This window comes from Pseudoalteromonas maricaloris (genome assembly GCF_024746855.1).
GTDB lineage: Bacteria > Pseudomonadota > Gammaproteobacteria > Enterobacterales > Alteromonadaceae > Pseudoalteromonas > Pseudoalteromonas maricaloris.
Map to the genome: position 1 here is coordinate 95800 of NZ_CP024625.1, position 11701 is coordinate 107500.

The 11701-nt window shown below is 43.0% G+C and carries 9 protein-coding genes (1 of these 9 cut by a window edge); 4 read left to right on the top strand and 5 right to left on the bottom strand.

What is annotated here, in order from left to right; genetic code table 11:
• Nucleotides 1-9: 9 nt before the first annotated feature.
• Nucleotides 10-1404, bottom strand: a complete 1395-nt coding sequence (locus tag CTT31_RS00475; RefSeq protein WP_017219416.1) for a M20/M25/M40 family metallo-hydrolase — start codon at nt 1402-1404, stop codon at nt 10-12.
• A gap of 190 nt (nt 1405-1594) precedes the next feature.
• On the opposite strand from CTT31_RS00475, the gene dbpA reads away from it, so the two are divergent.
• The gene (dbpA, locus tag CTT31_RS00480) at nt 1595-2977 is read left to right on the top strand and encodes an ATP-dependent RNA helicase DbpA (RefSeq protein ID WP_260491757.1); all 1383 of its coding nucleotides are present in this window, start codon (nt 1595-1597) and stop codon (nt 2975-2977) included.
• Here the strand turns inward: dbpA and CTT31_RS00485 are convergent.
• The gene (locus CTT31_RS00485; protein ID WP_260491758.1) at nt 2966-3550 is read right to left on the bottom strand and encodes a DNA-J related domain-containing protein; all 585 of its coding nucleotides are present in this window, start codon (nt 3548-3550) and stop codon (nt 2966-2968) included. The genes dbpA and CTT31_RS00485 overlap by 12 nt on opposite strands.
• A gap of 71 nt (nt 3551-3621) precedes the next feature.
• Here CTT31_RS00485 and CTT31_RS00490 point away from each other — a divergent pair, with 71 nt between their 5' ends.
• The gene (locus CTT31_RS00490) at nt 3622-6456 is read left to right on the top strand and encodes a response regulator (RefSeq protein WP_260491759.1); all 2835 of its coding nucleotides are present in this window, start codon (nt 3622-3624) and stop codon (nt 6454-6456) included.
• On the opposite strand, the gene CTT31_RS00495 is transcribed toward CTT31_RS00490, so the two are convergent.
• From CTT31_RS00495 to trxA, 3 genes are all read right to left on the bottom strand, one after another.
• The gene (locus CTT31_RS00495) at nt 6453-7715 is read right to left on the bottom strand and encodes a methyl-accepting chemotaxis protein (protein WP_211858979.1); all 1263 of its coding nucleotides are present in this window, start codon (nt 7713-7715) and stop codon (nt 6453-6455) included. The two genes, CTT31_RS00490 and CTT31_RS00495, sit on opposite strands and share 4 nt — an antisense overlap.
• A 138-nt stretch (nt 7716-7853) precedes the next feature.
• A complete protein-coding gene (gene rho / locus CTT31_RS00500; protein ID WP_010378171.1) occupies nt 7854-9113 on the bottom strand; it encodes a transcription termination factor Rho in 1260 nt (419 codons plus the stop codon).
• Between the two features lie 205 nt (nt 9114-9318).
• A complete protein-coding gene (gene trxA, locus CTT31_RS00505) occupies nt 9319-9645 on the bottom strand; it encodes a thioredoxin TrxA (RefSeq protein ID WP_010378172.1) in 327 nt (108 codons plus the stop codon).
• Between the two features lie 91 nt (nt 9646-9736).
• On the opposite strand from trxA, the gene rhlB reads away from it, so the two are divergent.
• Together rhlB and gppA are read left to right on the top strand one after the other, a co-directional pair.
• A complete protein-coding gene (gene rhlB, locus CTT31_RS00510) occupies nt 9737-11017 on the top strand; it encodes an ATP-dependent RNA helicase RhlB (RefSeq protein ID WP_017219421.1) in 1281 nt (426 codons plus the stop codon).
• A 52-nt stretch (nt 11018-11069) separates the two neighbouring features.
• A protein-coding gene (gene gppA, locus CTT31_RS00515; RefSeq protein WP_260491760.1) for a guanosine-5'-triphosphate,3'-diphosphate diphosphatase crosses the window boundary here: on the top strand, nt 11070-11701 show its start. The gene runs 877 nt beyond the window's last position; 632 of the gene's 1509 nt are visible here — the first part of the coding sequence; the start codon lies at nt 11070-11072; the stop codon falls past the right edge of the window.

The following is an 11701-nucleotide window of genomic DNA, read 5'->3' on the forward strand; positions in this document are numbered from 1 at the left end:
TGTAAGATTTTATTTCCCTGCCATTTTCGTTTTGGCGTCGGCTGCCATTAAGGCAAATACAGCGTACGCCGCAGTATTTTGCTTTAACTTTGCCGGATCGACTTTATCAAGCGTGTCATCAGCTGTGTGGTGATAATCAAAATAATCCGTGCCATCTTGGTGTAAAGCGAAGATTGGCGCTGATGTGGCATTTTTCAGCGGAATTAAGTCAGGACCACCATGTGCGCTATTCTTGCCAATATAAGTAACACCGAGCGGCGCTAGCTGCTTTGCAATCTCGCGCACAACCGGTAAAGAGGCGGCATTTACGTTTGACTCAAACGCATACACTACATCTGCACCAAAATCGGACTCTGACGCGGCTACAATGCGGTCTAATTCTGCCTGATGCTTTTTAAAATAAGCTTTTGCTCCCCAGAGACCGAGTTCTTCTGCTGCAAATAGGACTACGCGGACACTACGTTTAGGGCGTTTTACATCGGCAATGTGCTTTGCTGCCGCCATCGTTAATGCAACACCAGCGCCATCATCGAGAGCACCAGTACCCAGATCCCAAGAGTCTAAGTGACCACCAATTAAGACATATTGCTCTGGAAATTCGGTGCCCGTGAATTCACCGATGACGTTGTAACTGGTTCCTTCACCTAAGTCCTCGGTTTGAATATTTAGCGCGACTTTAACGGCATGACCTGAGTTGATAAGGCGTGCTAGCTGATCCGCATCTGGGTTCGCAACTGCTGTGGACGGGATTTTTGTCACGCCCGCTTTATAGTGACTGCCGCCAGTGTGCGCGAAGCGGTGGTGGCTGGTGCTTACAGAGCGCATCATATAGGCGATAGCGCCTTTTTTTGCCGCTTCTACGGCGCCGCTATTACGAGCTCTTACCGCGGGTCCATAGCCATTACCATCAATGTCGCGGTTCATGCGGTAATTAATAAAAGCTATTTTACCTTTTAAGCTATTGTCTGGCGCGGCAATCAGCTCATCGAGGGTCTCAAACAACACGACTTCGCCACTTAAGCCATCTTTTGGTGTGCTAACGCTGTTACCGAGCGCAGTAAGGTGTAGCGGTTGTTCGCTCGGTATCAGGATTTTTGCAGACTCATGGTAGCGGCGCCATTCAGGAAAGGTTGCCTCCTCAAGCCAGACTTTGTCAAAGCCCAATTGCTCAAGTTGTTTCTTTGCCCAAGCTACCGCTTTTTTATCATTTTCAGTACCCGGTAAGCGTGGACCTACTTCTGTGGTGAGGGATTCTAGTAATTGCCAGCTTAGGTTGCTGTGGCTTGCCGCTTCTCTGACTTGTTTAACTTGTTCTAGTTGTTGTGTAGTAAATTCTTCGGCTTGCAGTGCTGTGCTCAAACCTGCGCTTAATAAACCAAATGCCAATAGTGATTTAAACTTCATGATAATCCTTGGTAAAAATGGAGTTACCAAGCGATTAAAGCATAAATTGTGATGTAAGTCCGTGTATTGCGATGAGGAAAATTCATCCACAATCTAGGGCGCTTTATCTTGGAATAATAGGGTAAAGCGGTTAGCGAATTTACACATTTGGTATAAAATACGCGATTAAGATAGCGAATAGGAAAGCACTGTGTCGATCACTTCATTTTCTCAATTACCTCTAAACCAAGCGCTTGCTCAGCGCCTTGTAGATCTTAACTACATGGTGCCAACAGCAGTACAGTCTGTGAGTTTAGCGCCGGCGCTGACTGGACTAGATTTAGTCGTGAAAGGGAAAACCGGATCTGGTAAAACACTGGTGTTTTCGCTTGCGCTGCTAAATAAGTTGCAGCCCGAGTGCAATGATGTTCAAGCTTTGGTGTTATGTCCAACGAGAGAGTTGGCTGATCAAGTCGCACAAGAGATCAGAAAAGTTGCGGCTTTAATTGGTAATGTCAAAGTGCAAACACTCTGCGGAGGAGTGCCAATTGAACCTCAAACTCGAGCGCTACAACACGGTGCGCATATAGTTGTTGGTACACCTGGTCGGGTTGAAGAGCATGTTTTTAATGGCTCACTCATACTGACTGAAACGCAGACTGTGGTATTCGACGAAGCCGATCAGATGTTGGATATGGGCTTTACTGAAACGCTAGAAAGCATTTTAGTGTATGTGCCTGAAGTTCGACAAACACTAATGTTTAGTGCGACTTACCCAGATAAGATCATGAAACTGGCGAAGCAATATATGCGTGAGCCAGAGTTTGTTGAAGCGAAAGAAGAGCAAGCACACCACAGCATTAAGCAAACCTTTTATAAGTTAGACAACAATAAAATGCGCTTTAACGCACTGAGAGTGCTATTAATGCAGCACCAGCCGCAAAGCTGTATCGTTTTTTGTAATACCAAAGCTGAGACTAAGCGACTATTCGAAGAATTACGTCAAACCGGACTTGCTTGCGTCGAGTTACATGGCGATTTAGATCAAGGTGAACGTGAGTGGTCATTGCTCACTTTTGCCAATAAGAGTGCCAATATTTTAGTTGCCACTGACGTTGCCGCTCGAGGGCTCGACGTTGAGGAAGTTGAGCTTGTGGTTAACTATCATTTGGCGCTTGAGCCGCAGACGCATATTCACCGTGTTGGTCGTACGGGTCGGGGTGAGCACAAAGGTATCGCAGTATCTCTTTATGGAGAAAAAGAAGCCTTCAAAATAAAACAGTTGGCGGAAATATATGGTCAAGAGCTAAAACATGGCACGTTGCCGGGTCATTCACTGCTCGAAAAACCAGCCTATAAGTCGAATATGGTGACCCTCATGATTGAAGGCGGAAAGCAGCAAAAACTCCGCAAAGGAGATATCGTCGGCAGTTTGACGGGTGAAGAAGGCATAAGCTTTAAGCAAATTGGTAAAATCAATATTTATGATGTGCAAACATTCGTGGCTGTAAAACGCGAAGCAGTAAAGCCTGCACTCCGTAAGCTTAACAATAGTAAGATTAAAAATAAGCGCTATAAAGCCTTACGTGCTTAAGGCCTGCTTGAGTATTTCATACTCGTTCATTAAGCGTTTGAATGTTTCCTCATCACCTGATTTATCTGGGTGATGAGTCAGGGCCTGTTTTCTCCAACATTGGCTTAACATTCTGCGATCATAACCTTCAGGTAGTTGCCAGCGCGTTTTAATCGCGTTTAATTCGTCAGGTTTGATGGTAAGTTGCTGGCGAGCGCCGCTAAATGTAAATTGTTGCCAAAAATTATCTAACAGAACACTCACTTCTTCACTACTGGTTTCGTAATGCTGCCAGTCTAAATAGTAACTTCTGAGCGGATCATCTAACGCTAATGGATGTTTATCTAATTGTGGAGCTAGATAAATATTGAGTGCTTCTACATGTAGATATTGCCCCTCAGCGAACACTTCTTGCTGAAGTTGATACAGGGCATTCATGATCAGGAAGTTACGTTTAAATAGGTTTTTATTTTCATCTTCATCAAGGCGAGGTAGTTGCTGTTGTTCCATCAGAGCGGCGGCAATAGTGTGCACTTTTAAAGATTGATTTTGGCAAATTAGTCTAAAAATAACATCTGTTAGCGGATTGAACATTGTCGCCTCTTTAGTCTTGGTGTATCTTCACACTACCACGCAGACTAAATGATAAGCAATGGAGAGCAACAATGAATTTATCGAGGCTACTAAAGCCCTGGTCTGTGTTTGCCTGTAGCCTGTGTTTCTCCTGTTGTTTTCAAGTTAACGCCACGCTAAATGATAGTGCCCTTGCTGAGCGGATCTCAGAGGTCGAGCAAACCACCAATTGGCAACAACAAAAAATGCTGGGCACTGAGTTGCTCACGGAGCAAAACCTAGGAAAGACAAGAAAAATAGAGCTTTTGCTTAGTCTAGGTAAATCTGCTTACAAACAAAATCAATTCAAAGATGCACTCGTTTTTCTCAATCAGTTAGAGTTGATAACGCAATCAGATAGACTGAGTGACAACCATTTTTCAGCGGTAAAGGTTCAAGGGATCTGCTACTTTTACCTTGGTCATTATCAACAGGCAATTGAGTTTTACTCACGGGCATTAGCGTTAGCTGAGCAACGTAATGTCCCCATCGAAATGGCTAATTTACATAGTAATTTGGGGTTAGCGTATTTTAATAGCTTCACACTTGACTTGGCACTGCATAATTATTTAAAAGCAGATGAGCTTTACCAAGAGTTTGGTAATGCTCAAGATCATGCCGATATTTTACTGAATATATCGGGTGTTTATATTCGCCAAGGAGCCTATGACAAAGCGGAAGAAATGCTCCATGAAGCCCTAAACGCATTCGTCGAGCTAAACGATGAATATGGTGTTGCACTAGCTCAAGCAGATCTTGGCGTGCTATACACTGAGACTAAACGTCCCGTGCTTGCCAAAGCGTCGTACCAAGCAGCAATTGGTTATTATGAAGCGCAGAATGACGTCCGCCACTTGTCATTTGAATATGGCAACCTTGCTTTATTGAGCTATTCACAAAACCAATTAGAATTAGCCGAAAAAGAAGCAAACTTTGCGCTCTATTATGCTGAAAAGGCTCAGAATCCTGCCAACCTCATGGAAGCTCAGTTCACCTTAGCACAAATCTTCTTTGCTCAAGGGCGGCTAACAGAAGCGCTGACTAATGCAGAACAAAGTTTAGCGGCTAGTCGAGTTATGCATGAACAGAAAAGAGAGCGTATGGCACTTCGTTTGTTAGCGCTGATTGAGGCTGCACAAGGAAATATTAAGCGCGCTAGAGATTATGACTCACAAAATTTGGAAGCGCAAAACCGCTTGATGAATGATGACATGCTGAAACGGATTAATGACTATCGTGCTAAGTATGAGGCTAGTGAGCTTTCTCGAGAAGTCGAAGTGCTCAAGCAAGAACAAAAATTACAGCTACTTAAAGAGGAACAGCGCAGCCAATTACAATTGTTGGGTGTTATCATCGCGCTATTAACCTTACTGACCACTTTCGCACTCTATCGACGTAAGGTTGAGCAAAGAGCAAAACTAGAGTTAAGCCAAAAAGTAGCGTTGAGAACATCTGAGCTTCAGCAAAAAGCGGATGAATTAAAAGCAGCCAATCAAGTGAAAAGTCAATTTCTGGCAAACATGAGCCATGAAATCAGAACGCCACTTACTACGGTGCTGGGACATGCAGAAGACTTGTTGGTCGAACAAGATTTAAATGCTCAGGCACAAGCATCGGTCAGAACTATTTATAATCAAGGATTACATTTACGCGATCTCGTCAATGATATTTTGGATTTAAGTCGAATTGAAGCCGAGCGGTTAGAGCTAGAAGCAACTGAATTTTCGGTAAGCAGCTTACTTGCTGACTTATGCGATATGTTTCAACAAAATATACAGAGTAAGCAATTAGAGTTTATCGTCTGTGATCAGGTCAGGGCTAACGCTTATGTACGTTTGGATTACATTCGAGTAAAACAAATACTAATAAACTTGCTAAGTAATGCCCTAAAGTTTACCGAAAAAGGCCGTATCGAATTGGAAGTGTCTGAAACGCACCATGGTTTACAATTTGTGGTGAAGGACACCGGTATTGGTATGACTGAGCAGCAGATAGGTCGAATTTTTGATAATTTCCAACAAGCTGACAACAGTATAACAAGGCGCTTTGGTGGTTCTGGGCTGGGGTTAAGTTTGTCGAGCCAGCTTGCTCACATGATGAATGGTGAAATCAAAGTACAAAGTGTTGTCGATCATGGCAGTGCGTTTTCCTTCAGTGTACCTTGTACTGTTTATCTCAATACGGCTATTGCCGAAATTCAGGAGCCGCAATCTAAGCAACCTTTGCTCTCGGGTACGGTGCTGGTTGTGGAAGATCACCCAGAGAATCGGCAGCTATTCTCTCGGATGATTGAGCGAACTGGTGCGACGGTTATTGTAGCCGAAAATGGTGCTCGAGCGGTTGAACAGTGTCTTAGTGATTTTCCTGATGTGGTGCTTATGGACATTCAAATGCCAAGAATGGATGGGGTTGAGGCACTTCGGATCATTCGCTCAGCGGGTTACTCTGGTCCAATATACGCATTAACCGCTAATGTGTTGATGGAAGAGGTAAAATCATATATTGACTCAGGGTTCAATGGTCACATTGGCAAGCCGATTAATAAAAATGAATTATTAGCGGTATTGAATACGCACTTAAACTTTGAGTCTGACGGCAAAGCGTATGAACTTAATATTGATTTATCGGATTTGCGAGATAGTTTCGCAAGCACTTTTGAGCAAGAGCGCTACTTGCTGATTGATGCATGGCAAAACAAAGACCTGGTCACACTTCAGACTATTTGTCATAAACTGGCTGGGGCAGCATCCATGTTTGAATTTCCGGAGCTTGCAAGCATCGCAATCGAATTTGAGAAGGTACTAAAGCAAGGAAGTGAAGACCAATTTCAATCTCTGTTTTTAGCTATGTGTGATCAGCTAAAATCTCAAGAATCATTAGCCTCCTAAAATAGCTCTATATCGTCGGAATCATCCACCTTTAGATTGTCAGGTTGCTCATCATCACTGATAGATACTCGGGAGCTGTCTTTTCTGGTATCGAGTTCTGGCGTGTAATCTGAAATCTTAAACATGGATAACTTTGAATGAATACTTTGCGAAAGGGCAATGAGGTCACGATTGGAGACGGCCTGTATTTTGGTACTTGAAAGGGCATCGGAATTCAGGTGTACCATTGACTCTATACTTTCTTGAGCTGCGTCAGAGGCTTGTTTCTGCTCTTCAACTTGTTGATGAATGTCATGGGACATTTGGTTGATAGAAAGCATCGCATTTTCTATTTCATCCACTTCTTTTGTAGAAGCTTCGCTTAATTTTACGGTGTTATCTGTTTCCTTTAGTGCCGCTTGCATCAGCGCATAAACAGAGTCTGTACTGGATTGTATTTTTCTTATGACTTGGCTTACTTCCTTGGTTGATTGACTCGTTCGTGCTGCCAGATTACGCACTTCGTCAGCAACGACGGCAAAGCCTCGTCCTAACTCGCCTGCTCGTGCGGCCTCAATTGCGGCATTCAGTGCAAGTAAGTTGGTTTGCTCTGCAATACCGTTAATGACTTCAAGCACAGAACTAATTTCATTGCTGTCAGTTTTGAGCAATTCTATTTGTTCACTGGTTTTCTTGATGTTGTCTGCAAGTGTTAGCAGACTTTCTTGGCTTTTATCGGTATCTAATCGGGTCTGTTTCACTGCCGTTGTGGCATTCTCTACAGATGCGTAGATCTGCTCTAAGCTAGTATCTAAACGCGCAGAAATTTCTAACATAGACTGGATTGAGGTAGCTAAGTATTCACCGTGAGTGTGCTGAAGTGTTGCCTTTTGTGTCATGGATGCATAGGTATCTCTTAAGCTATCCGCCATTGGGTGAAGTCGAGAAGAAGATGCGTACACTTCACTAATTATATGTTCTATAACGGCGAAGCAATCATTCATTAGTAGGCAGGACTTAGAAATATTTTTATCTTGTTCGTTAAAGCGATATGTTAGGTCGACACCATTGTCACTGATAAAATTGCGAACTAGATGCTCCATATCTTTTTCAGCAGAAGAGGCTTTTTTTAAACATAAGAATTGCAATAATGCCCCGAGTGTTAAAGCGCTAACTGCGACGGCCACTCTAGCCTCATCAGAGGATAGTAAGGTAATAGCGAGTGTTACTGAAGCCAAGTTAAAAAGCGTGACAGCGGCAATAATACGACTCGGCTTCATTCTATGTCCCTAGGTTCATTATTCAAACTTGGTTTAAATTCACTAGGTAAGGTATAGAACAAAAACAGGAAGTTGGCGAACCTGAAACGCAAAAAGCCAGCATAAGCTGGCTTTTCAATAACTAGACTTAGAGTCTACTTACTTGCGACGCATTGAATCGAAAAACTCATCGTTTGTTTTGCTCATGGAAAGCTTATCAATAAGGAATTCCATCGCATCGATTTCACTCATTTCATGAACAATCTTACGCAAGATCCACATTTTCTGAAGTTCGTCAGTTTTCGTTAGTAGCTCTTCACGACGAGTACCTGAGCGGTTGAAGTCGATAGCTGGGAATACACGTTTTTCCGCAATCTTACGGTTTAGGTGTAGTTCCATGTTACCCGTACCTTTAAACTCTTCGTAGATAACTTCATCCATCTTAGAGCCGGTATCGATAAGTGCCGTTGCGATGATGGTTAAGCTTCCGCCTTCCTCAACATTACGCGCAGCGCCAAAGAAGCGCTTAGGCTTGTGAAGTGCATTGGCATCAACACCACCAGTTAATACTTTACCTGATGAAGGAATAACCGTGTTGTATGCTCGAGCAAGACGTGTAATTGAGTCAAGTAGAATAATAACATCCTTCTTATGCTCAACTAAGCGTTTGGCTTTTTCGATTACCATTTCAGCTACTTGAACGTGGCGGTTAGCTGGTTCATCAAACGTAGAGGCAATAACTTCACCTTGAACAAGGCGCTGCATCTCAGTTACTTCTTCCGGACGCTCATCGATAAGTAGTACCATCAAAGTTGCATCTGGGTTGTTGTATGTGATGGACTGAGCAATGTTTTGTAGCAACATTGTCTTACCCGCCTTTGGTGGTGCAACGATAAGTGCACGCTGACCTTTACCGATTGGAGAAGCAAGGTCTAATACACGAGCGGTAATATCTTCGGTACTACCATTACCGCGTTCCATTACCATACGCTCATTAGCATGAATAGGCGTTAGGTTTTCGAATAGGATTTTGGTACGAGAGTTTTCAGGCTTATCGAAGTTAACTTCATTAACTTTCAATAATGCAAAATATCTTTCGCCATCTTTTGGTGGTCTGATTAAACCAACGATGGTATCACCGGTACGCAGGCTGAAACGTCTAATCTGGCTCGGAGAAACATAAATATCATCAGGGCCAGCTAGGTAAGATGCTTCTGAAGAACGTAAAAAGCCGAAGCCATCTTGTAAAATTTCTAAAACACCGCCGCCGTATATATTCTCGCCGCTTTTCGCGTGCGCTTTCAAAATAGCAAAGATAATATCTTGTTTTCTTAAACGAGCTACGTTTTCAAGTCCCATGGACTCAGCAAGTTTTACAAGTTCATTGATTGACTTGTCTTTTAATTCGCGTAAATGCATATTGGTGGGTTCTTTATTACAGTTGTCATTCTCGTTAGTTTCACGAGAGAGGTTGATTTGATAAAGCTTAAAGGTTTGTGGCTTTATAAGTTAGCAGCTAGGCGTCGGGTCGTCCAGTGTTTATACAAATTTTATTCTATTAAAAATGATATAGATCAGCTTCACAACTGCGGCAGTTATGCCGCAGAGTGTGTAACAACTTGAATTACAGGTTGTTTTCTAGGAACTCAACGAGTTGAGTCTTAGAAAGAGCACCAACTTTAGTTGCTGCTACTGCACCATCTTTAAACAGTAATAGTGTTGGAATACCACGGATACCGTACTTAGGTGGAGTACCTGCGTTTTGGTCGATATTTAGTTTGCCGATCGCTACGCGGTCACCGTGTGATTCTGCAACTTCATCAAGGATAGGCGCAATCATCTTACAAGGGCCACACCATTCTGCCCAGAAATCTACTAGTACAGGCTTGTCAGATTTGATTACGTCAGCTTCAAAGCTGTCATCAGTTAGTTGGATAATTTTGTCGCTCATTACGCTCTCCGTTAGAATTAGGCGAAATATTTAATGCGTATTTAAACACTCTTGTTTCTTATTGCAAGTTTAAACGTTATGCTTTATTGCTATGACTAAGACACATTTGACCAATAAAAAATTCAACGACTTTGCTTTAGCGCCGGAAGTGGTCGCCGGTTTACAGGAAAATGGCTTCGAATTTTGTACGCCAATCCAAGCAAAGTGTATACCTTACATCTGTGAAGGCCGCGATATCGCGGGTCAGGCACAAACTGGTACGGGCAAAACTCTTGCGTTTTTGACCGCGACCTGTCATCGCCTATTGCAGACTAAAAAGGATAAAAAAACGCAACCTCGTGCAATTATTATGGCACCGACTCGAGAGTTGGCTATCCAAATACATAAGGACGCGCAAGTCATTGCGCCACGTTGTGATCTTAAGCTTGCCCTTGTATATGGTGGCGAAGATTACGAAAAACAACGGGCTCAACTGGAAAAAGGCGCGGATATACTAATCGGAACGACTGGGCGTTTAATCGATTTTTATAAGCAGGGTGCTTATAACCTCAATGATATCGAAGTGGTTGTGCTAGATGAAGCAGACCGAATGTTTGATTTAGGTTTTATCAAAGACATTCGTTATTTGTTCAATCGCATGCCAGGTCGTGAAGAGCGATTAAATCTATTATTCTCTGCAACACTGTCATACAGAGTGCAAGAGTTAGCATTCGAACACATGACCAATCCTATTCATGTGCAAATTGAGCCAGATGTTAAAACGGGCAAGCGTATTCAAGAAGAGCTATTTCACCCGTCCACAGATGACAAAATACCTTTACTACTGACTTTGATTGAAGAAGAGTGGCCAGAGAAGGCAATCATTTTTGCTAATACTAAGCACAGCTGTGAAAACGTATATGCATGGCTGAAAGCAGATGGCCATCGTGCAGGCTTACTTACTGGCGATGTGAACCAAAAGAAACGCCAATCAATTTTAGCGCAGTTTACGCGTGGCGATGTTGATTTACTGGTTGCGACTGATGTTGCTGCGCGTGGTTTACATATTCCTGAAGTAAGTCATGTGTTCAACTTCGACTTGCCGGATGACAGAGAAGACTACGTTCACCGCATTGGTCGTACGGGTCGAGCAGGTGCATCTGGACATGCGATTAGTTTCGCGTGCGAGCAATACGCCTATAATTTACATGAGATAGAGGAATACATAGAGCATGCAATTCCTGTTTCTCATTATGATAAAACAGCACTATTAACTGACTTGCGTGCGCCTCAAGTAAATAAACGTCGTCATTCAGGTCATGGTAATAGTGGTAACAAGCAACGTGGTGGTGGTCGCCGAACAGGTGGCTATAGAAAACCACAATCCAAGTAACCTTGGGTAGTAAAGTAGTAAGCGCTTAAAGCGATTTGTTGAGGTTTAAAAAGTGGCAAAGACTGCTTCGAAGGAAGATATTTACGCTGTAATAGACTTAGGTTCTAACAGCTTTCATATGTTGATAGCGAAACATATGGCAGGCGGTATTCACACCATTGGCCGTGTGAAAAGGAAGGTGCGGCTGGCATCTGGGCTTAATGACCAAAATGAATTGTCGCTTGAGGCGATGCAAAGAGGATGGGAATGCCTTGCTTTGTTTGCTGAGCGCTTACAGGATATCCCCAAGCAAAATGTCAGTATTGTCGCGACAGCGACATTGCGTTTGGCTACTAATGCTCACACATTTATCGAAAAAGCGGAGCAGATCCTTAATCATCAGGTAAATGTGATAAGTGGAGAAGTGGAAGCAAAAACCATTTATAAAGGTGTCGCTCACACATCTGCCTGTCAAGGTAAGCAACTTGTTATTGATATCGGTGGTGCGAGTACCGAAGTCGTGATCGGAAAAGGCTTTAATGCCTTACTGTATAAAAGCTTAAATATGGGTTGTGTGACTTATCTAGATAGGTATTTCAGCGATGGCCTATTAAGTCTCGAAAACTTTGACGCTGCTGAGCAGGCTGCAAAGCAGATAATACAGCCTATCCAGGCTAAATATATCAAGCTTGGCTGGGAGTTAGC

Coding starts and splice junctions, on each gene's coding strand:
- CTT31_RS00475 (WP_017219416.1), bottom strand. CDS start 1,404: ATGAAGTTTAAATCACTATTGGCATTTGGTTTATTAAGCGCAGGTTTG.
- CTT31_RS00485 (WP_260491758.1), bottom strand. CDS start 3,550: ATGTTCAATCCGCTAACAGATGTTATTTTTAGACTAATTTGCCAAAAT.
- CTT31_RS00490 (WP_260491759.1), top strand. CDS start 3,622: ATGAATTTATCGAGGCTACTAAAGCCCTGGTCTGTGTTTGCCTGTAGC.
- CTT31_RS00495 (WP_211858979.1), bottom strand. CDS start 7,715: ATGAAGCCGAGTCGTATTATTGCCGCTGTCACGCTTTTTAACTTGGCT.
- rho (WP_010378171.1), bottom strand. CDS start 9,113: ATGCATTTACGCGAATTAAAAGACAAGTCAATCAATGAACTTGTAAAA.
- trxA (WP_010378172.1), bottom strand. CDS start 9,645: ATGAGCGACAAAATTATCCAACTAACTGATGACAGCTTTGAAGCTGAC.
- rhlB (WP_017219421.1), top strand. CDS start 9,737: ATGACTAAGACACATTTGACCAATAAAAAATTCAACGACTTTGCTTTA.